19 protein-coding genes are annotated in these 22,024 nt (G+C 53.3%); 16 read left to right on the forward strand and 3 right to left on the reverse strand.

Going from position 1 to position 22,024, the window contains the following annotated elements; genetic code table 11:
* Window positions 1-42 precede the first annotated feature (42 nt).
* From ABID47_RS31690 to ABID47_RS31760, 15 genes are all read left to right on the forward strand, one after another.
* Window positions 43-1,566: a response regulator gene (locus tag ABID47_RS31690; protein ID WP_354502996.1), complete on the forward strand. Its 1,524-nt coding sequence runs from the start codon at window positions 43-45 to the stop codon at window positions 1,564-1,566.
* Window positions 1,567-1,580: 14 nt separating this feature from the next.
* The gene (locus tag ABID47_RS31695) at window positions 1,581-3,389 is read left to right on the forward strand and encodes a cache domain-containing sensor histidine kinase (RefSeq protein ID WP_354502998.1); all 1,809 of its coding nucleotides are present in this window, start codon (window positions 1,581-1,583) and stop codon (window positions 3,387-3,389) included.
* Between the two features lie 112 nt (window positions 3,390-3,501).
* On the forward strand, window positions 3,502-4,881 hold the full coding sequence (locus tag ABID47_RS31700; RefSeq protein ID WP_354503000.1) for an ABC transporter substrate-binding protein: 1,380 nt from the start codon (window positions 3,502-3,504) through the stop codon (window positions 4,879-4,881).
* A 39-nt stretch (window positions 4,882-4,920) separates the two neighbouring features.
* Window positions 4,921-5,811: a carbohydrate ABC transporter permease gene (locus ABID47_RS31705; RefSeq protein WP_179281058.1), complete on the forward strand. Its 891-nt coding sequence runs from the start codon at window positions 4,921-4,923 to the stop codon at window positions 5,809-5,811.
* A gap of 5 nt (window positions 5,812-5,816) precedes the next feature.
* Window positions 5,817-6,647, forward strand: a complete 831-nt coding sequence (locus ABID47_RS31710) for a carbohydrate ABC transporter permease (RefSeq protein ID WP_105442956.1) — start codon at window positions 5,817-5,819, stop codon at window positions 6,645-6,647.
* A gap of 127 nt (window positions 6,648-6,774) precedes the next feature.
* On the forward strand, window positions 6,775-7,845 hold the full coding sequence (locus tag ABID47_RS31715; protein ID WP_354503003.1) for a M24 family metallopeptidase: 1,071 nt from the start codon (window positions 6,775-6,777) through the stop codon (window positions 7,843-7,845).
* Window positions 7,846-7,867: 22 nt separating this feature from the next.
* Window positions 7,868-9,064, forward strand: coding sequence for an NAD(P)/FAD-dependent oxidoreductase (locus ABID47_RS31720; RefSeq protein ID WP_354503005.1), 1,197 nt, complete (start codon window positions 7,868-7,870; stop codon window positions 9,062-9,064).
* The gene (locus tag ABID47_RS31725; protein ID WP_354503007.1) at window positions 9,061-10,062 is read left to right on the forward strand and encodes a proline racemase family protein; all 1,002 of its coding nucleotides are present in this window, start codon (window positions 9,061-9,063) and stop codon (window positions 10,060-10,062) included. Before ABID47_RS31720 ends, ABID47_RS31725 begins: the two co-directional genes overlap by 4 nt.
* Window positions 10,063-10,088: 26 nt before the next feature.
* Complete coding sequence (locus ABID47_RS31730; protein WP_354503009.1) at window positions 10,089-11,087, forward strand: proline racemase family protein; 999 nt, start codon at window positions 10,089-10,091, stop codon at window positions 11,085-11,087.
* Window positions 11,088-11,130: 43 nt separating this feature from the next.
* Window positions 11,131-12,030, forward strand: a complete 900-nt coding sequence (locus tag ABID47_RS31735; RefSeq protein WP_354503011.1) for a dihydrodipicolinate synthase family protein — start codon at window positions 11,131-11,133, stop codon at window positions 12,028-12,030.
* 28 nt (window positions 12,031-12,058) lie between these two features.
* Window positions 12,059-13,498 carry an aldehyde dehydrogenase family protein gene (locus tag ABID47_RS31740; protein ID WP_354503013.1) on the forward strand — a complete coding sequence of 480 codons (1,440 nt, stop codon included), beginning with the start codon at window positions 12,059-12,061 and terminating at the stop codon, window positions 13,496-13,498.
* Between the two features lie 10 nt (window positions 13,499-13,508).
* Window positions 13,509-13,781 (forward strand): (2Fe-2S)-binding protein, encoded by a 273-nt coding sequence (locus ABID47_RS31745; protein ID WP_116230470.1) that lies wholly within the window; start codon window positions 13,509-13,511, stop codon window positions 13,779-13,781.
* The gene (locus ABID47_RS31750; protein ID WP_354503016.1) at window positions 13,781-14,113 is read left to right on the forward strand and encodes a (2Fe-2S)-binding protein; all 333 of its coding nucleotides are present in this window, start codon (window positions 13,781-13,783) and stop codon (window positions 14,111-14,113) included. Before ABID47_RS31745 ends, ABID47_RS31750 begins: the two co-directional genes overlap by 1 nt.
* On the forward strand, window positions 14,110-15,357 hold the full coding sequence (locus tag ABID47_RS31755) for an NAD(P)/FAD-dependent oxidoreductase (protein ID WP_354503017.1): 1,248 nt from the start codon (window positions 14,110-14,112) through the stop codon (window positions 15,355-15,357). Before ABID47_RS31750 ends, ABID47_RS31755 begins: the two co-directional genes overlap by 4 nt.
* A gap of 1 nt (window position 15,358) precedes the next feature.
* Entirely contained in the window at window positions 15,359-17,674 is a 2,316-nt protein-coding gene (locus ABID47_RS31760) for a beta-L-arabinofuranosidase domain-containing protein (RefSeq protein ID WP_354503019.1), read from the forward strand.
* A 105-nt stretch (window positions 17,675-17,779) separates the two neighbouring features.
* Here ABID47_RS31760 and ABID47_RS31765 read toward each other — a convergent pair whose 3' ends face one another.
* Entirely contained in the window at window positions 17,780-19,105 is a 1,326-nt protein-coding gene (locus tag ABID47_RS31765; protein WP_354503021.1) for an MFS transporter, read from the reverse strand.
* A gap of 353 nt (window positions 19,106-19,458) precedes the next feature.
* Window positions 19,459-20,358: an NAD(P)-dependent oxidoreductase gene (locus ABID47_RS31770; RefSeq protein ID WP_459077169.1), complete on the reverse strand. Its 900-nt coding sequence runs from the start codon at window positions 20,356-20,358 to the stop codon at window positions 19,459-19,461.
* A 130-nt stretch (window positions 20,359-20,488) separates the two neighbouring features.
* On the opposite strand from ABID47_RS31770, the gene ABID47_RS31775 reads away from it, so the two are divergent.
* Complete coding sequence (locus ABID47_RS31775) at window positions 20,489-21,346, forward strand: LysR family transcriptional regulator (protein ID WP_354503026.1); 858 nt, start codon at window positions 20,489-20,491, stop codon at window positions 21,344-21,346.
* Window positions 21,347-21,448: 102 nt separating this feature from the next.
* Here ABID47_RS31775 and ABID47_RS31780 read toward each other — a convergent pair whose 3' ends face one another.
* Window positions 21,449-22,003: a TetR/AcrR family transcriptional regulator gene (locus ABID47_RS31780; RefSeq protein ID WP_354503028.1), complete on the reverse strand. Its 555-nt coding sequence runs from the start codon at window positions 22,001-22,003 to the stop codon at window positions 21,449-21,451.
* Window positions 22,004-22,024: the final 21 nt, after the last annotated feature.

The following is a 22,024-nucleotide window of genomic DNA, read 5'->3' on the forward strand; positions in this document are numbered from 1 at the left end:
ATGGGCATTTTTTGTACCATTCATACGCAGGGGGGATTGGATATGCTGAACGTCTTAGTCGTTGACGACGAACCGAAGCACAGACAAGGGTTGTCGCGGATGTTGAAAAATCTGAGGCCGGAGTATCACATCTTTAATGCCAGGGATGGTGCGGAAGCGCTGGAAAGGATGGAGACCCATCCGATCGATCTTGTATTTACCGATATCCAGATGCCGATCATGGACGGCCTTGAATTCGTGGAACGTTTGACCCGCCGCGGGGGGAGCGAAAGCGTGGTGATTTTGAGCGCCTACTCGGATTTCGCCTATGCACAGCGAGCGCTGCAGCTCGGGGCAAGCGATTACCTGCTCAAGCCGGTGGAAGCCCAGAAGGTGACGCCTCTCCTTCAGAAAGCCGAACATAAGGCGGGAGTCCTGCGTGAGGCGACCATCGAATCGGCTTTGTCCGAACTGCTCGAGGGAAGTCCTGCCGAAACAGACATCAATTTGCTGCAGAGGTCCTTTTCAGGCTGGAGACGCGGAATCTCGCTGGGTGCCGTGATCCACACAAGCGGAGCGGACCGGAAGCGGATGTTGTCCCTGCTTAAACGCATGCTTGCCCACATCATGGAGGAAGCCGGACTTGCCCATGCCTTTTACGTTACGGATCAATGGTTGACGGGGGTAATCCTTAGCGCCGACGTATCTTTTGACATCACCTATGCGCTTGAAGCGCAACTGCAGGAACTGATGGATCATTTTCAGAAGGAGCATAACCAGGAACTAACAGTAGGCATAGGCATGTACTTTACAGAGTGGGGGCAAGGGGCGCAGTTGTCATATCAGCAGGCGCGCTTTGCACTTCAAAGCTTATTTTACGACGGGCCGGGAAAATTGTATAAGTCTGACCAACTGAGCCCTAAAGACCCGTCCGCGATCATCCATTTGGATGCAGGCAAACTGGTCAAGGCGATTCTATCCGGCAAAAAGGATGACATTCATTCGTGTCTGAAGACCGAACTGGATCGTACATTGGCCCAGGGATATCCCGATCCCTCCAGGTTGAAGTATTCCGTCGCCGCCTCGATTCACCATGTCACTTCAATTTTGAGCGAAAAGGGACTTTCTCATATCCCCAATGCCGCTTTTGAAGGAGCACTGATGCGCTGCAGCCGCATGGACGAATTACGGGAGACAGCCTTCCAGTGGGTTCTAGAGATGGCCAATCATATAGACCAACGTAGACAGTGTAAAAGTGAGACCGTGGTGGACAGCTGCAAAGCCTATATTGAAGCCAACTATGGTGAGGAGGATTTGTCCCTGAGCACACTGGCCGTGAAGTTTCATTTCAACCCCTCGTATTTTTGTATTCTGTTTAAAAACCACACCCGTATGACCATCCACCAATACATCACCCACATTCGAATGAGGGCGGCGGCCAGCCAGCTGCTGCAAACCTCCCAGAAAGTTTACCAAGTGGCCGAGAACGTGGGCTACAGGGATGTGAAGTATTTTATCCGGCTGTTTCGGAAGGAGTACGGCACAAGCCCGGATGAATACCGCCATTTATCCGCTACCAGCATATAAGGAAGGGATGTTCATTGAGAAACCGCCGATTGATGCCGCGATTTCAGGATCTGAGCTATCGAACGAAGCTGATGTTGTCCTATGCCCTCATCGTCACCATTCCCCTAACGATACTTAGCTATAGATATTTTGTGTCAAGCAGCGGGTTTATTTCCGACTTTGCCAGACAGAACCTGTATTCTATTGTGAAGCAGAACAACGAAATCATGGACGCCGAGCTCGCCAGGGTCGAAGACAGCAGCCTCGCTTTGATCGCGGAGCAGGTTCTGTACGAACAATACCTCACTGCGGATCCGAAAGACGAATACCAAATGATCACGATGGAGAAAAAGGTAAGCCGGGCGCTGAATACATATTTTCCTGACTTGAAGCACATGTACTCCATCCACTTAATCACCAGCTATTCAGACATCGGGCCTACCGGTGCTACCGCCTTTATCCCTTATGAAGGGTTTAACCAAACAGCCCTGTATCAGGCTGCCGTACAAGCGGATGGGGGAATGGCCTGGGTCCCGACGTTTTCGTATGGTGACATGTTTCATCGGAATGCCGGGTCTCCCGTGCCCTCCGAGAACGTTCAGCTTCTGGCCGGCGTGCGACTGCTGAAATTGTTTCGGATCAATAACGGGGAGGTGATCGAGCTGCAGGGTGCAGCCGAACTTCCCGTGCTGGTCATCACCTATCAGCCCGATTATTACCGTTCCCGCTTCGCCAGCGTGCTCCCATCCACCGGGGCTTCTTTTTTTATCATGAGCCGGGACGGTCAGAGGGTAGCCGATTCGCAGGAAAAGGATTCCACGATGGATGAAACCTCATTGAAAAGAATGGCGGAGATGAAGAGCGGCACTCTCACGATCACAAGAAACGGTAAGCCGCTCATCGTATGCTTCGACACTTCCGATGTGACCGGCTGGATTTCCGGTGTCACGATCTCGCCGGAGGCGCTCGGCAGCGCCTTTTTGCCGGAGGTGAAGTCGTACACGTTCTATTTGACGCTGATCCTTCTGCTGGTCTCGCTTCTCTTGGCATTTTTTCTGGCCAACTCCATCACCAAACCCATTCAACAGCTGCTTCGAGCGATCAAAAAAACGGGAGAAGGGGAATTCGATACCCGCATCCCGGTCAAATCCTATAACGAGATGGGGCTGCTCATCCACAAGTACAATCAAATGAATGTTAAAATCAACAACCTGATCGAAGAAAACTATAAAGTGAAGCTGAGAGAAAAAGAAACCCAAATTATGTCCCTGAACATTCAGCTGAATCCGCATTTTCTGTATAACACGCTCAACATCATGAACTGGACGGCACTCGAGAACGAGCAAAACGAATTAAGTGCCATGATCGTCAGCCTGTCTTCCATGCTGCAGTATACTTCTGCAAGCAATCAGGACATCGGCGACCTGGAGGAGGACCTGAATTGGTTGAAGCATTATTTTTCGATTACCGAGCAGCGGTTTGAAGGCAAATTCACTGTGACCTATGACATCTCGCCTGAGCTGTATTCCTACAAGGTCCCAAAGCTGTTCCTGCAGCCCTTTGTTGAGAACGCCATCGTTCACGGCTTCGCCCGCCTGCACAGCGGTGGACAGATTGTGATCCGGGGGCGGCTTATTGGGGATGAGCGGATTTTCATGGTGGAGGATAACGGAATCGGCATCCCGCATCACAAACTGGCTGGTTTGACACGGGAAGAGAGCCGCTCTATCGGCATACGCAACGTTGATCAGCGAATCAAACTCATCTACGGTGATTCCTACGGCGTGACCGTAACCTCTGAAGAAGGCAGGGGAACGACCGTCATTATTAAATTGCCGGTATAAACAACACATAAAAATTGTCCACCATTCCAAAAATGTTTGAATTTTTTTTGATCCTCCGCTTTTTTACAATGAATTTACAAACATCAATTCCATGTGATTGGAGGGTAAAAGAATGAGAATTTCCAAATTTCTCGCTGGGATCGCTTTACCCGCTTTACTGGCTGTAACCGTTTCCCTATCGGGCTGTTCGGGCAGCGGAGGATCAGCCCAAAGTGAAGGAGGGAGCAAAGAAGGGGGCAAAGGGGAAGAAAAGGTCACCCTGAAGTTTGCTTTCTGGGGAGACACGATCGAAAAGAAAACGGTCACGGATGCGCTCAAAAGCTTTGAGCAAAAGACCGGCATTCAAGTGGAGCCTATGCACATTCCGGCGGACTATTTGACCAAGCTGACGACGATGGTCGCAGGCAATGTCGCACCAGACCTCGGATATTTATCATCCGGAGCGGCACTAAGCTGGGGGAAAGACGGGAAGCTGCTGAACCTGGCTCCGCTGATCGAGGAGGACAAGGAATTCAAGAAGGAAGATTACCTGGATCAAGTATGGTATGAAATCGAACCGGGCAACACGATCGGCATGAGTACGGCTGTAGAAGGATACGGACTCATGTACAACAAGGATATGCTCCTTGAGGCGGGTGTCGAGCTTCCTCCCACGCAGGCAGATAAGGCATGGGACTGGGACACGTTCATTGAGTACGCAAAGAAGCTGACCCTGGACGATCAGGGACGAAACGCGCTTGACCCTAATTTTAATCCGAATAAGATCAAGCAGTTCGGCCTCCAATACGATCCGTACAACATGATGGCAGCGGTGGTCTCGAACGGCGGTAATTTCCTGACGGAAGACGGAAAAGGATTCGGGCTGGCGAAGCCGGAGGCGATTGACGCGATTCAAAAGCTGGCGGACTTAATGTATGTGCACCACGTATCGCCGACGCCGCTGCAGACCAAGAGCCTTCCTGACATGGCGCTCCAGACCAAGAAGGTCGCCATGACCGTATCCGGCAACTGGGCGCTCCAGGCTTTTGCAGAACAGGATTTCAATCTTGGGGTCGGTGTCCTGCCTAAATTAATGAAGAGCAACACGCTTCTGGACGGCGCGCCGACGGTCATTTTCAAATCAACCAAGCATCCGAAAGAGGCATGGATGCTGTATAAGTACATGGCGGATCCGGAATCGGTGCTGCCGCTGATTGAAGGCGGCTTGTGGATGCCGCTCAAGAAAGAGTGGTATACGAATCCGGACCTCATCAATAAATGGGCGTCGGGGAACAAGGCTCACCCGGAGGGATACACAGATGCTTTCATGAAACAGACGATTGAAAACGGCATCCGGACCCCTGGCTTTGAAGTGAAGAACCTGGATAAAATCAATGCGCTGGTGACCCCTGCCCTTGACTTGGTTTGGACCGGCAAGAAGTCAGCGGAGGAAGCACTGAAAGAGATCGAACCTAAAGTACAGCCACTGATTGAAGGCTATTACGGCAAATAACCCCGTCCGAACGAACCGATCCAGAAAGGAGGGATTCCCATGCTGCACAAACGCCGTATCGCCGTGGCGGGCATTCTCTTCGCCCTGCCCAGCATCTTTGGGATTATGCTGTTTGTCATTCTGCCCATGCTCACCAGCTTGCTGCTCAGCTTTACGGATTACCGGATCGTGAATACGCCCAAATTCATCGGGTTTACGAATTATAAGCGGCTTTTCGACGGAACGGATCCTTATTTTTACAATTCGCTGTGGGTGACCTTTAAATACGTCATTCTCCGCGTTCCGCTCGGACTGATCGTCTCATTTATCGCCGCTTTCCTGCTGAACATGGAATTTATCCGCGGCAAATCGGTGTTCCGCACGATCTTCTATTTGCCGGCGATCGTGCCGGCCGTCGCGTCCTCGATGATCTGGATCTGGCTGTTCAGCCCGGACCTCGGACTGTTCAACAGCTTCCTTGAAGCGCTGAATCTGCCCACCTTAAATTGGCTGTACTCTGAAAATACGGTGGTTCCTTCCATTGTGATCATGAGCCTGTGGGGGATGGGAAGCACGATCATTATTTTCCTGGCAGGACTCCAGGGTGTACCCAGATCCTTGTATGAAGCCGCCATCGTAGATGGTGCAGGTGCGGTCCGAAAGTTCCGCCATATCACCATTCCAATGATGACGCCGATCATTTTCTTCAACCTGATCATGGGGTCAATCGGGGCTTTCCAAGTGTTCACGGAAGCCTTGATTATGACGCAGGGAGGACCGAATAACGCCAGCTTGTTCTACAACTACTACATTTACCGTCAGGCTTTTCAGTTCGGCGAAATGGGGCAGGCCTCAGCCATCGCCTGGATCCTCTTTATCATCATCCTGATTGTCACGGCGATCTTTTTCCGGACATCCAAGTCCTGGGTATTTTACGAAAGTGAGGTGTAGCGCCCATGAGGAAAAGCCGCCGGGTCTCGCAGATTATCGTATACGCCATTCTCATCCTGGGGAGTGTATTCTGTTTGCTGCCATTGTTCTGGTTAGTGCGCAGCTCCATGATGTCGTCCATGCAGATTTTCGAGATGCCGCCCAAATGGATTCCCTCGCCGTTCCGGTTTCAAAACTATACGGAGGCGCTGACGACCATCGATTTTCTCCGTTTTTTTCGGAACACCTTGACCATCACCGCCAGCTGCCTGATCGGTGCGCTCATCAGCAGCTCACTCGGGGCATACAGCTACGCAAGACTTGACTGGCCGGGGAAGAAGTTTTTCTTTGGACTGCTGCTCGCCAGCATGATGCTTCCCGGCGCGGTCACGCTGATCCCCACTTTTATCGGGTGGAGGCTTGCCGACCTGATTAACACTTACGTGCCATTGATATTGCCGGTTTGGTTCGGTTCCGCATTCGACATCTTTTTGCTGCGGCAGTTTTATGCCGGCATCCCGAGAGATCTCGATGAAGCGGCTTATGTGGATGGCGCCGGCCCTTGGACGATTTTCTGGCGGATCATCATTCCATTATCCAAACCGCCTCTGATCGTCATCGGCTTATTCTCGTTCATGAACTCGTGGAACGATTTCATGGGACCGCTTGTGTACTTGAACGAAGAAAGCAAGTTTACGCTGGCGCTAGGGCTGCAAATGTTCCAGTCGCTTCACAGCGCGCAGTGGCATCTGCTTATGGCAGCCTCCACCGTGGTTATCCTGCCGGTCATTATCGTGTTTTTCATCGGCCAGCGGTATTTTATCGAGGGGATTACGCTGACCGGCATGAAGGGATAAGGAAGTAATTTTGCAGATTTGTGCAGCCGTCATTCAACATAGTTGAATGTTGTTACATTAGATTGATTATGAAGAAACCATTGCATCCTGTGCTGCTGCGAGGATGAATAAGGAGCGTGAACCTAACATGGAAGCACAGCGCCTCGTCAAGTTAAGGGAAGAGCTTGAACGTCAAGGTATCGACGGACTTTTGATTTCCAGCCCGTATAACCGCAGATATATGACCGGATTTACGGGAACAGCCGGCTTTGTCGCCATAACGAAGAAGCATGCATGGCTGATCACCGACTTTCGTTACACCCGTCAAGCAACGGAACAGGCCAAAGAATACCAGGTTGAACAGCATACGGGCCAGCCGCTTGAATTGATCCGGGAGAAGCTAAGTGCTGCAGGAGTGCGTAAGGTCGGGTTTGAGCAAGATCATCTCACGTACGCATCATACCAAACCTATGTTGAAACCTTTCAGGGTTTTGAACTGATCCCGACGCAAAATCTTGTGGAAAAGCTGCGCGGAATCAAAGATGAGCGGGAGCAGGAGCACATTCGAAAGGCGATCGATATTACGGACATGGCCTTTAAGCATATTCTGGGCTACATGAAGCAGGGCGTTACCGAAATGGACGTTGCCACGGAGCTTGAATACTTTATGCGCAAAAACGGAGCCGTCTCGTCCGCGTACCCGACGATCGTGGCTTCCGGCGTCCGTTCGGCGCTGCCGCATGGCCTGGCCAGCTCAAAGCCGCTGGGAATGAACGAATTTGTGACGCTCGATTTCGGTGCGAACTATGGGGGATATTGTTCCGATCTGACGCGGACGGTTTTTATTGGTGATCCGACGGAGCGGCATCAGGAGATTTACCAGATTGTGCTTGAAGCCAATCGAAAGACCTTGGAAGGCTTAAAGCCGGGGATGACCGGAAAGGAAGGGGACGCTTTGGCTAGAGACTGCATTGCCGGCTATGGATATGGGGAGTATTTCGGACACGGGCTCGGTCATGCGTTTGGCCTGGAGATCCATGAACTGATGCGCTTTTCCGAAAAGACGGAGGATTTGCTGGAGCCCGGCATGGTTTTGACCGTTGAACCCGGTATCTATTTGCCCGGCTTTGGAGGCGTCCGCATTGAGGATGACATTCTCGTGACAGACACCGGGATTGAAGTGCTGACGAAATCAAACAAAGAGATGATTGTCCTATAAAACGAAAGAAGTGATTGCATCCATGCGTGATGAAACCGCAGAAGTCGTCATCATCGGGGGAGGGATCATCGGCATGTCCATTGCCTACTATGCCGCGAAAGCCGACATGGACGTTCTCGTCGTGGAACAGGGGGAAATCGCCGGCGGGACCTCTTCCAAATGCGACGGCAACATCCTCGCCATCGACAAGGACCCGGGATTCGACAGCCAGATGTCGCTGAAGTCGCAGGAATTGGTCAAGGAGTGGGTACAGGATCTCGATGAGGAGTTCGAATACCGGGCTCCCGGAAGCATTCTGGTCTGTGAGACGGACGAAGAGATGATCGCCGCCGAATCCTGGGTCGCACGCCAGCGTGAAGCCGGCCTGCCCTTCCGCATGCTTGATCAGAAGGATTTAAGGGACGAATGGCCTTACATGGCCGAAGACCTGCCAGGCGGATTGGAATGCGCGACGGATTCAACGGTCAATCCGGTGCTGCTGACCTACTCGCTGGCGTCCACAGCCCGGCGATATGGGGCAAGGCTTCGAACCCATACGCCCGTCACCGGCATTCAGCTTGACGAGGGAAGGAAAGTACGCGCCGTCGAAACCTCGGAGGGCAGAATCCGCACGAGCATCGTCATTAATGCGGCCGGGGTATGGGCGAAGCATATCGGACGGATGGTGGGCATCGAGATTCCGATCGAGCCCCGCAAGGGACATATTCTTGTCGCATCCCGGTGGGCGAACATCGGGAAACGGAAGGTGATGGAGTTCGGATATTTGATGAGCAAATTCGGCGGTGCCCGTACCGTGGACCCCAAATTCGACCGATATGGCGTTGCGCTCGTCTTCGAGCCTACCGCTTCGCAAAACTTCCTGATTGGCTCCAGCCGCCAATTTGTAGGGATGAACAGCGGTGTAGATCAGCAGGTCATCAGCTTGATCGCGGAAAGAGCCATTCGTTTTTTCCCTGTGCTGGAACAGATTCCGCTCCTGAGAACCTATGCGGGACTGAGGCCGTGGACGGCGGATCATCTGCCGATCGTTTCCGCAATCGACGAAGTCCCCGGATTCTATGTGGCCGCGGGGCATGAAGGGGACGGAATCAGCCTGGCCGCCGTAACCGGGAAAGTGATCAGCGAAATGCTGAGCGGGGCCGAGACCTGCATTCCGGTGGACCGTCTTCGGTATGACCGCTTCCGTAGCATGCCACACCGTCAGGAGGTGATTCGATGAGATGGTCCAAGATGGTCACCACGATCGACACGCATACCGGCGGGAATCCGACCCGGACTGTCACGTCCGGGGCTCCGGAGCTTTTCGGGAAAACGATGACCGAGAAGATGGTCTACATGTCCGAGCATCATGACGATTTCCGCCAAGCACTGATGTTCGAACCCCGCGGGCACGAGGTCATGTCCGGCTGCATCTTGACTCCGCCATGCGATGAGAATGCCGACATTGGGGTGGTGTTTATCGAAACCGGCGGGTATTTGCCGATGTGCGGTCACGATACGATCGGACTCTGCACGGCGCTGATTGAGGCGGGATATTATCCGGCAACCAAGGACGTCATCCGGCTTGACACGCCGGCCGGCCTTGTGGAAGCCAGGCTTACGATCGAGAAGGGGAAGGTCAAACAGGTCACTTTTACGAATATTCCGTCTTTCCTCTACAAGCAGGATGTCCGGGTGCAGGTCGGCGACCTTGGGGAGGTCTCCTTGGATCTTGCTTACGGCGGCAATTTTTACGGGCTCGTCGATGCCCGATCACTGCATTTGCCGCTGGTTCCCCAGCGGGCTTCCGAGATCGTCCGCACCGCCGTTCGGATCCGGGATGCGGTAAATCACAAGCTTGAAATCGTCCATCCCGAAATTCCTGTCATTCGCGGACTGACCCATATCGAGTTCTACAGCGATCCGGTATCGCCAGTGGCCCACTGCCGGAATACGGTCGTCGTCCCTCCCGGGGGGATTGACCGCTCCCCCTGCGGAACGGGAACATCCGCCAAAGTAGCCGTGCTGCGTGCCAAGGGCGAACTGGCAATCGGAGAGGAGTTCGTCCATGAGAGCATCGTGGGTTCGATGTTTCGCGCCCGTGTCCTGGAGGACACGTCCGTCGGCCATCTGCCGGCCGTGATTCCGCAAATTTCCGGCTCGGCTTGGGTGATGGGCTTTCACCAATTCATTCTTCAGGAACGGGATGAACTGAATACGGGGTTCTTCCTGCTCTAAACATCACTACGACGGGGGCCAGCACTATGGAAACGAAAAAATGGTATGCGGCGATCGATGTGCATTCCTGCGGACAGCCGCTGCGGATCATCACGGGCGGCCTGCGGCCATTGGCCGGTTCGACGATGCGCGATAAGGCTGTATTCTTCCAGCGGCATGAGGATGACGCAAGGAAGCTGCTGATGTCGGAGCCGCGCGGCCACTATGCAATGACCGGTGCTATCGTTACAGCGCCGGTGACGCCGGAAGCGCGATTCGGTTTGCTGTTCCTGAACCAGCAAGGACTTGCATCCGTCAGCGGGCACGGAATCATCGCCGCGGTCACGGCTTGGACCGCGACGGGGCAAATCGCCCCGTCCGATGCGGCGACGGGTATACTGATTGATTGCCCGTCGGGAACCGTCCAGGTGGTCGCTGAAGTGGAGGGAGACGAGGTTCGGTCGGTGTCGTTCCGGAATGTGCCCAGTTATGTGCACACAGAGCGACTTCCTGTGACGATCCAAGGGAGGGAAATCAGGGTGGACGTCGCTTTCAGCGGTGAATTTTTTGCCGTGGTGGATATAGGCGAGTTCGGAGCGACTTCCTTGGAGCCCCATCAGCTTAGGGAATGGGCAGGTATGATCCGCAGTGAAGCTGAAAGCCGGCTTGAACTTCAGCATCCGCAGCTTGGTTGGATATCCGATATTCACGGCGTGTTCTTCTATCAGCGGAATGAGCGTGATCGTCTGTCCTTCCGCAGCGCATGCGTCTTTGCCGGAGAGCAGCTTGACCGGTCGCCGGGCGGTGCTGGAGTATGCGCTCATTTGGCGGTCCTTAGCTCCCGCGGACGGCTCGAACCCGGACAGCAGGCTGTGTATCAGGGGATCAGCGGGGTTCAGGTCATAGGAAGCATCGCCAGAGACAGCCTTCTGGCTGGCAATAAAACCATCATTCCACAGCTAACGGGAACCGCCTATGTACTTGGTTTCATGAATTTCGTATTGGATCCGGATGACCCGCTGCCGGATGGGTTCTTACTGAATTAGCCTTATAAATATCAACTTGAATCATGAGAGGAGACATCTTGATATGCCAAGATTTGAAGGGGTTTATGTTGCGATTGTCACACCGTTTACAGCCGCATTTGAAGTGGACTACAAGCGTCTAGCTGAGCTGTGCGACTGGCTTATCTCGCAGGGCGTCCACGGCTTGGTTCCGACAGGATCGCTAGGGGAATATGCCACGTTGACAAATGAGGAGCGGGCTAAGGTCGTAAATACCGTCATTGAAGCCGCAGCGGGACGCGTACCGGTTGTCGTCGGTTCAGCGGCGCCATCCACGAGGCAAGCCGCCGAGTGGGTCCGGCATGCCAAGGATTCGGGCGCTGCAGGCGTGATGGCCCTGCCGCCGATCCAGTACCGTCCACTGGAACATGAAGTTATTGCCCATTATGAAGCGCTGAATGAAGTCGGGCTGCCGATGATCGCCTACAATAATCCCCATGATTATAAGGTTGATTTGACGCCGCAGCTGCTCGCCAGGCTTTCGAGACTGGAGCATCTCGTGGCGGTGAAGGAGTTTTCGGGCGATATCCGCAGGGTGCACGACATCCTGGAATATACCGAATTGGATGTGCTGATTGGCGTCGACGACTTAGCTATGGAAGGTCCGCTGATGGGGGCCGTGGGCTGGATTTCCGGGGTGCCGAACGCGCTGCCTAAGGAAGGCGTGGAGCTTTTTAATCTGGCTAGACAAGGGAAGGTTCAGGAAGCGACCACGCTATACCGCCGCTTGCTCCCATTGTTCCATTATGATGCGAGTCCCCAGTTAGTGCAGTCGATCAAGTACATGATGGAGCTTGCCGGATTCCCGGTCGGTCCAACCAGACCTCCGCGTCTTCCACTTCCGGAATCTGAGTACGAAGCGATTCAAAGGGCATTTGAGCATGCGGTTAACCACCAACCTGCCGGTGAAGCGAAGAGCTCATAAGAAGAGATTGAAAAAGGAGGGTTAGCGTATGGTACACAGCCGAAATTGGATTGGCGGAGAGTGGATCACCCCCGCGCCGGATGAGCTGGCCGTGAAGAACCCGTCCAACATTCATGAGGAGATCGGGGTGCTTCATCTGTCGGATGCATCGCATATCGCCCAGGCGGAGCAGGCAGCCCGAGCCGCATATCGTTCCTGGTCCCGTTTGACCGGTGCCGCCCGAGGTGAGCATTTGTATCGCATGGCGGCTGCGCTCGAGTCCGCCTCCGCGGATGTCGCCCGCCTCGCCAGCATGGAAATGGGGAAGCCGATCACCGAAATGCAAGGCGAAGTCATCCGGGGGGTCAACCTGCTTCGGTATTACGCGGCGGAAGGCGTCCGCTCTAACGGAGTGGTCATCCCCGCAAGCGAGCCGAACGTGCTCCAGCATACGAAGAAGGTTCCCTTGGGCGTGGTAGGTGTCATTACGCCATGGAATTTCCCGGTGGCGATCCCGTTATGGAAAATCGCACCTGCGCTCATTTGCGGCAATACGGTGGTCTGGAAGCCGGCAGAGAACGCCTCATTGACCGCCACCCTGCTGTGCGAAGTGTTTGCGGCAGCAGCTCTCCCGCCAGGCGTCCTGAACCTGGTGGTCGGCAAAGGAAGCAGGATCGGCGACGCCCTTCTGGAGCAGATTTCCCTTGATGCCGTAAGCTTTACTGGCTCAACGGCGACAGGAACCCGCATCGCCCAAATTTGTGCGAAACGAAACATCAAGTATCAGACTGAAATGGGCGGGAAAAATGCAGCCGTGATCCTGAATGACGCCGACCTGGAGAAGACGGTCCCGATGATTGTGAGCGGCGCGTATCGTTCGGCCGGCCAGAAATGTACGGCAACCAGCCGAATCATCATTGAATCCGGAATTTATGACGCTTTTATTGAAGCGATGAAGAAGGCGATCGATGGAATCAAGCTGGCTCCATCGCTGGATCCGTCGGCTTATCTTGGACCTGTCGCTTCCGCAAGCCAGTATGAAGCGGTGATGTCCTATGTGAAGCTTGCGCGGGACCAGGCTGAAATCGTAGCCGAAGGCCGCTCTGCCGAGGCGAACGAAGAAGGGTATTATATTCCGCCGATCGCAGCAGCCGGCGTCGATCCAAGCCATCCATTGATTCAGGAAGAAATTTTCGGACCGGTTACCGCGATGTTGAAGGCTGCCGATTTCGACGAGGCGATCGCCTTATGCAATCAATCCCTGTACGGACTCAGCGCTTCATTGTTTACCCGGGATTTGTCTTACGCGCATCGTTTCCTGGATGATGCTCAGGCCGGGATGGTCCGCGTCAACCAGGAAACGGCGGGTGTGGAATATCAATCCCCGTTCGGAGGCTTGAAGCTGTCGAGCTCACATTCGCGCGAGCAGGGGCAAGCCGCGCTCGATTTTTATACCGAGCTAAAAACCTGCGCCATCCGGTATTGGTAGGAGGCCGGCGATGAATACATCCAACCTGATCGTTTGCCGTTGTGAAGAAGTGACCATGGAACAATTGGAGGAAGCCTACCAATCGGGCTGCTGTACAGCCAGGCAGATCAAGATGAAGACGAGAGCGACAATGGGAGCCTGCCAGGGCCGAGTATGCAGACAGATGCTCGACGCCTGGGTTCATTTGAAGAATCCGCAGTTACCCCGGGATGCGGAGCAGCTGTCTTACCGTCCGCCGATCCGTCCTGTCACGTTCGGGCAGCTGGCGAAGGGAGAGGTGTAATGGACAGAATCGAAAATCATCCGATCTTGGGACCGAGGAAAACCAAGCGGGAATCCGTAGATTTTACGTTTAACGGGGAGAAATGGGCCGGGCTGAAAGGCGAGCCGATCGCGGCAGCGCTGCTCGCCGTGGGCATACGGACACTGCGTCGGCATGAGGAATCTGGCAGCCCCCGCGGTCTGTACTGCTCTATCGGCCACTGTATGGAGTGCCGCCTGAACGTGCAGGGCAAAGGCACGGTAAGAGCCTGCCTGACTCCTTTGGAAGCGGGGATGTGCATCTCTGAAGGGGAGCGGCTTCCCAATGAGATTACGGGGAGGAGGCTACCATGACGCCGGTGATTCCTTTTGATCTGTTGATCGTCGGTGCCGGCCCGGCAGGATTGTCGGCGGCTGTGGAAGCTGCTAGCCGCGGTCTCTGCGTTGCCGTGGTGGACGAATTCCCTGAACCAGGAGGCCGCATGTTAGGGCAGTTTCACGAGGAGAAAGGGCATTGGTGGGTCGGAAGACAGGTAGCCGAGCAGCTTCTCGACAAGTGCTCCGCGCTAGGAGTGAAGCTTCGGTGCGGAGTATCCGTCCACAGCATACTGCGAAGCGGCGCCGTTTGGGTCCTGAAGACCTCAGAAGGATCTATGCAGGCCAGGAACGTTCTGCTCGCCACCGGAAGTGCCGAAATTCCCCACCCCCTGCCGGGGTGGACGCTGCCGGGTGTCATGTCGATTGGCGCCGCACAGGTGATGGCCAATGTCCATTACGTCAAACCGGGACGCCGCGGCTTGATCATAGGCGTCAATGTGCTCGCCATGGCGATCTCCCGCGAGCTGTCGGTGAGCGGCGTTTCGATCGCAGGGATTGTCCTGCCCGGGATTGGGCCGATAAACGGCAAAGAAGCATCGCCAAAAGAGAGCCTGAAGGAACTGATGGGATTGGCCCATTTGGCGCCGTCACCGCTGATGAGGATCGGAGGAAAAGCTGCAAACGCTTTGGGGATGGCGGGTTTCGTATCGAGGTTCATTCCAAGGAGCGGGATCAAGATTTGGGATATCCCCTTACGTTTGCGAACCGTTGCCGTATCCATTAACGGGCGCAGCCAGGTTCAATCGGTCACACTTGCGGATGTCAACGGAGAAGGCGCCGTTATTCCGGGAAGCCAGCGGGAGGAGCTTGTTGATTTTGTGGCGATTGCCGGAGGGTTATACCCTTTGGCCGAATTGGCGTCGGTAGCCGGCTGCCCGTTTGTGTATGCGGAAGAGCTGGGGGGCCACGTACCGGTTCACGATGAGCATATGCGGACTCCGGTCGAAGGGATGTACGTAGCCGGAAATATTACCGGAATCGAGAGCGCGCTGGTAGCCATGGCTCAAGGACGCCTTGCGGCCGCCACGATTTGCGGTGACACTGGCCTGCTCGGTCAACATCTTGAGCGCGAAGTGCTGGAAGCCATACAGGATGTCCGACGCGTGCGCGCCTCCGCGCTCATTCAATTCCGGCCGGGCATCCAGGAGGCCAGGGATCAATTTTACCGGAAATGGGGCAGGTTTCAGAGGGATAAGCAAGGGTTAAAGGAGGAGGGATGACATGAGTTCCATTCATGATGACGAAATGATCGTCTTAAAAGACATGGAAGCCCTGTATCTGGGTAATCTCGGCACAGTCGAATTCGACATCAACCTGCCCAGGGAAGGAAAGTACGGATCGCAGATCTCCTGGCAGTCGGGAGACAGCCGGTTCATCAAGGATGACGGCAAGGTGACCCGTCCAAAATACGGTCTCGGCACACGAACCGTTCCGCTGATTGCGACGTTCCGCTATGGAGAAAGCATAAAGGAACAAGTGTATCATGTGACCATTTTGGAAGAAGAAAATAACATCAAAGTTTCCCGGATTTATCCCATATCCCTGAGGGCTGAACTCGGTGAGGTGGTATATTTGCCTTCCGTCGTGGTGGTTGAAACCGAAGAGCATGAGGTCATAACCCATGCTGTGAATTGGGAAGGCGGGGAAGAACGCTTGTTTCAAGAAACCGGACCTGAAGCCGCACGAGGCTTTCTCAAGGATACGGAAATTCCGGTCACTGCGGAAATTTTGGTTCAAGCCAAAGTGGATCAGGAGAAGATGGATCCGCTTCCGAGTGTAAAAAGCTTTTCTCCAAGCACAGTCCGGCTTGGCAGCGACACAGCCTTTCAGGCTGCTCAAAACCGAAGCCTGGCATTTCTGAAATCCGTCAATGATGATCAGATGCTGTATAATTTCCGGGCTGCTGCCGGATTGGATACGAAGGGTGCCCCGGAAATGCTCGGCTGGGATTCGCCGGATTGTTTGCTCAGAGGACATACGACAGGGCATTACCTGTCCGCACTGGCACTCTGCTACGCGGCAACAGGGGATAGATACATCAAGAAAAAGGCGGAGTATATGATCGGCTCGTTAGAGGAATGCCAGCAGGCTTTTTCCATAAAACCCGGTTATCATGAGGGATTCCTGAGCGGTTACTCCGAGGAGCAGTTTGACCGCTTGGAATCATTTACGAGATATCCGGAAATTTGGGCGCCTTATTATACGCTCCATAAAATCCTCGCCGGGTTGCTTGACGTGCACCGTCATCTGGGCAGCGACACCGCACTCGGGATCGCCGACCGTCTCGGCGACTGGGTATATCACCGATTAGGCAGGCTGCCCAACCATGTGCTGAAAACGATGTGGAGCATGTACATCGCCGGCGAGTTCGGCGGAATGAACGATTCGCTTGCGGAGCTGTATCAATTGACGCGTAAATCAAGCCATCTGGCGGCGGCTAAATGGTTTGACAATGACCGGCTGTTCGTTCCGATGCAGGAGCGCATCGATGCGCTCGGCGGGCTCCACGCCAATCAGCATATACCGCAGGTCATCGGTGCCCTGAACATTTTCCGGGCTACCGGCGAGAAAAAATATTATGAGATCGCCCATTTCTTTTGGCATGCGGTGACGAACGCCCACATCTATTCGATCGGAGGAACGGGTGAAGGCGAAATGTTTCGGCAGGCGGGCAAGATCGGGGAATACCTCAGCGATAAAACCGCTGAAACCTGCGCCTCCTATAATATGTTAAAGCTGACAAAGGAATTGTTCGGTTATGAACCTGCGGCGAAATACATGGATTATTACGAACGGACGATGTTTAATCATATCCTGGCTTCGGGCGACAGCAAACCAACGGGAGGAAGCACGTACTTCATGCCGCTAGAGCCAGGAGGCAGAAAGTCATTCGATTCGACAAGCAACACCTGCTGCCATGGCACCGGTTTGGAAAACCATTTTAAGTATCCTGAAGCGATCTATTTTTACGATGAGCAGTCGCTGTTCGTCAATCTCTTTGTGTCTTCCACCTTAGATTGGGAGGAGAAGGGGATAACCATTGCACTTTCTGCACAGAAGCATGAACCAGGGGAGATTACACTGCGGATACAGAGTGATGGCAGGTTTATTTTGAAAATCCGCCGACCTTACTGGAGCCCGGAAGGCGGCATCGTGGAGATCAACGGCCGCCAGGTCGATTACATGCCGGGGCCAGACGGTTATTGGTCCCTAGATCGGGATTGGAAGGACGGCGATGTAATTCAATTGAGGCTCGACTGCCGGATTCGGCTGGAGTCGGCTCCTGACCGGAAAGAATGCGTATCGCTTGCTTACGGGCCGTTTATTTTGGCTGCGGTTTCGGACTCGAAAGAGTTCCTGCGGCTTCCGCTTCAGGAAGGAGTGCTGGACAGCCAATTCGTCAAGGAAACCGGACCGCAAGGGCTCCAATTTCGCTATATAAAGGACGACGTAACGTTTATTCCGCTGGCAGATGTCCAGAACGAGAGCTATCACGTTTACTTCTTGGCTGAAGGATCAACAAAGGATCAGCGATAAAACAAATTGTGGCAAGTCCTATATGGGAATTTTTCTCTGCCTAATTCAATCCGATTAAAGCCTTAACGCCGCTGGTAATATACCGGCGGCGTTAAATTTTCTATCCTATAGGTCGTCGATGTCTGAATCCAAACGGCGAACCTGGCGGGAAGATAGCGTCCACATCGCTCCAAGTAGCAGCAGAATACCGCTTACGACGAAGATGAACCCAATCCAGGTCCCATTTTCTGAACCGATGATCCAGGTAAGCCAAGGGGACAGCTTCGTCCCAGGGAGGAGCCTTTCGAGCCATTGATCGGCCAGCGGTCCCGTAATAAGGAAGGACAAGGGTGCCGTGACGGCACATAACTGGCCATATGCGGCAAATACCCGTCCTTGAAGGGAAAGGGGCGTTTTGCGCTGCAAAATGGAGTAAAACAAAGCCCCTGTCATCGCAAGTGGAAGCATAAGCAGAAATACGGCGGCTCCCAGCATGATGACATGAGTGCTCGTTCCGAGCAGAACAAACATCAAGGAGGTGAGGATTGAGCCGGTGAAGATGAACCTGATTTTATACCGAAAATGTCCCCACCATACAGCAGCAGCCGCACCGGCCAAAGCACCGGCATTCATTGCTCCCAACAGCAAGGTCAAGGCGTCGCTGCTCCCCGTACGCTGCAGGAAAAAAGGGATAGCCAGTTCAAGCGGCCCGTTGAGAATAAAATTCCACCATCCAAAATAAAGAAACAAATAGAACAGCGGTTTGTTTTTCCACAAAAATCGGAATCCTTGAATGGCATCGTTCCATATGCGGATTTTCTCCAGCGGTCTCTCTTTGTGCTTCATTTCAGGCAGCGGAAGTAAAGCGACCACGCCGGTTCCTACCAGGAAGGTGAGCAGGTCCGCCGCCAAGATGATGCTAATTCCATACGGTTCGTAGAGTAAACCAGTCAACGAAGGGGCGATCACCCCTGCAAGCGGAAAGAGTAGCTCTTTCATGGCATTCATGCGATCCAGCTCTTCATCCCTCACCATAAGCGGAATCATGGCTGAGGTTGCCGTGCTCTGCAGCGCCACAAACAATCCCTGCACGGCAGCAATGCCATAGACCGGCCACAGCGTGGAATGAATGTTCATGAGGCAGATCACGAGCAGCAGAGTACAGACCGCCTGGCCTGTATCTCCGGCAATAATGGCCGTTTTGCGCTTCCAACGGTCAGCAGCGATGCCGATCCAGCCGCCCAAAAACAAGAGGGGAAGCTCATTGAAAAGTGAAAGCAGTAGCAATGGGGTCGATTGACCCGTTTCATGGAATAATTTTAGCCCGATCGCAATAGAGGTCATGCGGCTTCCCAACATGGAAAAACCCTGCAAACCGAAAAAAACGTAAGGTAAAGCTTTAGAAGGGTACATGGCTATTCTCCTTTTACGGCAGCAAAAAAAAGCTCCCATGGAACTACAGATCCACGGAAGCTTGTAGCTTCGGTACTGAGGAGCGCGAAAGGGCGCCTGCCTTGGGCCGAAGTGCTGCTTGTTGTTCTGATGTTCTGAAGTGGGAAGCAGGAATAAGGCGCAGCGAATCAAAGCTCTGCGGATTGACAGAACGTTAAAGATGGCGATTTCCTGCTTTCGTATGCGATTAAGCCTGCGCTTCAGAACGACCAGTGAGGAGCATATCCTGTCGATTCCCCTTTTGTTTCCGATTGTAAGTGTACATATTTTATCACGCCGATTTTCTGTAGACAATATGACTTAAGTGTCGATGTAAATAAAATTTCGTTTGAACTCGAGGGTATCCGTTTGCCTCATTCATTGCCCGTCCGGAGAACTTTAATGACCGCAGCAAGCTCTTCGTTTTCGTATCCGGCTTGTATCGCCTTTTCGTATAATCCCATGGCGAAATTGGGGAAATCCGGATTGATCCGTGCTTCGCGCGCCTGCTTCACCCATAACTCTGCCGTTGACATGCAGGTTTTAACCGAGCTTTGGGGCTGATCATAAGTCTCTGACTGAATCACTTCTCCTTCATGCTTGATCATTTGCCCGAAAACAGGGGAGATGTCGGCTATCATAGAACCAAACGCATCGATCCGGTGGCCTTCGGATTCAAGAATGCGCGCGCCGTGAAAGAATCCGAACATCGAGCCGAACATCGTGGAAAGGGCGGCCAAATCCCATGCTGAGGCAGATCCAACCGATTCGCCCAGATATATCAGGTTTCCGGCTAAAATTCTAAGAACCGGCTCACTCCGCTGGTATGCTTTTTCCGAACCTGACAGGAATATAGGTGTATCAGGCATTCCTATCTGAGGAGGTGTTGCCATAATGGCACCGTCCAGATAAACGGCACCCTGCTCATGAGCCCACGCCTCGCTGTTCCGTGCGTCTTGAGGAGTTCCCGTGCTGAGCTCCACCAATAACTTACCGTTCATTCTAGCGGCCACATTCTCTGATCCCAAAATGCTCCGCGATATCTCATAGGTTGCCACGCATACGATAATGATTGGGCTGGCGTTCACAGCAAGTGCGGCATCAGGTTCAAAAACCGCTCCTTCCTGAACGAGAGCCCTTGCCTTCTCGCTTGTCCGGTTCCAGACCGTCACCTTCTTGCCGCTGCGCAGCAAAGTCCGGGCTAACGCTGAACCCATAGGACCCGCCCCAATAACCGTTATATCACTCATGTTTGTTGATTCCTCCCCGTGTATTCTGCCGTAGCTTCGTGTGTGGTAACGTCCCTCGGCAATATCATTGTAAGGCAGGATCGACTTGGCGTATAATGATTGAAAATCATGCAAGCATCATTATTATTGATACCGAAATGAGGGTTGGTCGTAAATGGAGCTATCGGATCTGAAGGTGTTTCTGGCCATCGCAGAAGAACGGAACATTTCCCGGGCTGCCGAACGATTGGGCTATGTACAATCGAATGTGACGGCAAGGATTCGCAAGTTGGAAGAAGAGCTAGGTCTTCCCTTATTTTACAGACATCCTAAAGGTGTAACGTTGACCGATAAAGGAGTGACCTTCAGTGAATACGCGAAGAACATTCTGAATTTGTCGGAAGAAGCGGTGCAAGTCGTTAAAGAAACGGAATTTCCTAGCGGACCGCTTGCGATCGGTGTGGTGGACAGCGTAACTTGTCTGGATTTCATGGATACCCTGGCTGAATTTCAACGTCAGTATCCCGATGTTTCGCTGTCCATTTGGTCCGGGACATCATCGGATCTTCTGACTAAAGTGCTGGACCATCAATTGGATGGAGCGTTCGTGATCGGCGAATTTGACTCTCCGCACCTGGTATCTGAACATATCCAGCGCGAAGAGTTAACTTTGGTAACCCCGTCACATATGCGCGGGTTCCCGGATTTGTCACAGATGAGATGGGCCGTATCACCGGCAGGCTGTCCATTCAGGCGGGCATTGGAGGCCTGGCTGCGAAACGAGGGAGTTTCTTTCGATAACATCATCGAATTCAGCTCGCTGGAGACGCTGATCGGATGCGTACGCTCCGGACTTGCTTCCACGCTGCTGCCGGCTTCCGTCTTAGCAGGGGACTACTCAGCGTTTGGGGCATTTCCGATTCCCGAACAGTACAGATATACTCAGACCTGTCTTATCCGTCGCAAAGATCGTTATTCCAGCAAAGCGTTCATTGCATTCTCCAAATTGATACTCGATGCAATGGCTGTGTAATGATGGAGTGGAAAAAATCAGACAGCGTCTTTATAGGAGGTACACACGAAGAGCCGCCAATCAGGCGGCTTTTTTGCTGCATGTATGCGTGTCTGTTTTGCATCAGGATACCGTCGGCAGATGCTGTTCCAGCAACATCACCAATTGCTCAACCATCTCTTCTGGCGGATACGGCATCGAATTTACGATCCACCATTCCACCAGACCCGTGATTGCAGCCGCCACGAATTGTACCATGATCTCCCGATTCGCTCCTTGCGGAAGGCCATAAGTTTGGATCTGCTCCTCGACACCACTGATGATAAAAGCCATCATTTGGCCTCTGAACGCGTGGGTTCCTTTTCTTGTCAACAACGTTTCGTAGATGTGCGCATGCCGTTCCAAATATTCAAACGTTTCAAGCAGCGGGCCATCGGACGCAAACAAGGTTGTGTCTTTTCCAGGCATGCAGGTCTCGTACAGTTGCTTCAAGTAACTGTCGATACACTGATCCAGCAAGTCGTATTTGTCGGCATAGTGCAAATAAATGGTCCCCCGGTTCACATTGGCCCGATCTGCGATTTCGTTGATCGTAATATGCTCGATTTTTTTCTCCTCCAACAATTCGACGAAGGCTTTGAGTATCGCTTCCCGCGTTTTTGCAATCCGTCTATCCATCGTTTCTCCTTTTTTGAACAC

Origin of the sequence: Paenibacillus favisporus, from assembly GCF_040545415.1 — a bacterium.
Classification (GTDB): domain Bacteria; phylum Bacillota; class Bacilli; order Paenibacillales; family Paenibacillaceae; genus Paenibacillus_AQ; species Paenibacillus_AQ favisporus.

Coding starts and splice junctions, on each gene's coding strand:
- ABID47_RS31690 (WP_354502996.1), top strand. CDS start 43: ATGCTGAACGTCTTAGTCGTTGACGACGAACCGAAGCACAGACAAGGG.
- ABID47_RS31700 (WP_354503000.1), top strand. CDS start 3,502: ATGAGAATTTCCAAATTTCTCGCTGGGATCGCTTTACCCGCTTTACTG.
- ABID47_RS31705 (WP_179281058.1), top strand. CDS start 4,921: ATGCTGCACAAACGCCGTATCGCCGTGGCGGGCATTCTCTTCGCCCTG.
- ABID47_RS31710 (WP_105442956.1), top strand. CDS start 5,817: ATGAGGAAAAGCCGCCGGGTCTCGCAGATTATCGTATACGCCATTCTC.
- ABID47_RS31715 (WP_354503003.1), top strand. CDS start 6,775: ATGGAAGCACAGCGCCTCGTCAAGTTAAGGGAAGAGCTTGAACGTCAA.
- ABID47_RS31720 (WP_354503005.1), top strand. CDS start 7,868: ATGCGTGATGAAACCGCAGAAGTCGTCATCATCGGGGGAGGGATCATC.
- ABID47_RS31725 (WP_354503007.1), top strand. CDS start 9,061: ATGAGATGGTCCAAGATGGTCACCACGATCGACACGCATACCGGCGGG.
- ABID47_RS31730 (WP_354503009.1), top strand. CDS start 10,089: ATGGAAACGAAAAAATGGTATGCGGCGATCGATGTGCATTCCTGCGGA.
- ABID47_RS31735 (WP_354503011.1), top strand. CDS start 11,131: ATGCCAAGATTTGAAGGGGTTTATGTTGCGATTGTCACACCGTTTACA.
- ABID47_RS31740 (WP_354503013.1), top strand. CDS start 12,059: ATGGTACACAGCCGAAATTGGATTGGCGGAGAGTGGATCACCCCCGCG.
- ABID47_RS31745 (WP_116230470.1), top strand. CDS start 13,509: ATGAATACATCCAACCTGATCGTTTGCCGTTGTGAAGAAGTGACCATG.
- ABID47_RS31750 (WP_354503016.1), top strand. CDS start 13,781: ATGGACAGAATCGAAAATCATCCGATCTTGGGACCGAGGAAAACCAAG.
- ABID47_RS31755 (WP_354503017.1), top strand. CDS start 14,110: ATGACGCCGGTGATTCCTTTTGATCTGTTGATCGTCGGTGCCGGCCCG.
- ABID47_RS31760 (WP_354503019.1), top strand. CDS start 15,359: ATGAGTTCCATTCATGATGACGAAATGATCGTCTTAAAAGACATGGAA.
- ABID47_RS31765 (WP_354503021.1), bottom strand. CDS start 19,105: ATGGGAGCTTTTTTTTGCTGCCGTAAAAGGAGAATAGCCATGTACCCT.
- ABID47_RS31775 (WP_354503026.1), top strand. CDS start 20,489: ATGGAGCTATCGGATCTGAAGGTGTTTCTGGCCATCGCAGAAGAACGG.
- ABID47_RS31780 (WP_354503028.1), bottom strand. CDS start 22,003: ATGGATAGACGGATTGCAAAAACGCGGGAAGCGATACTCAAAGCCTTC.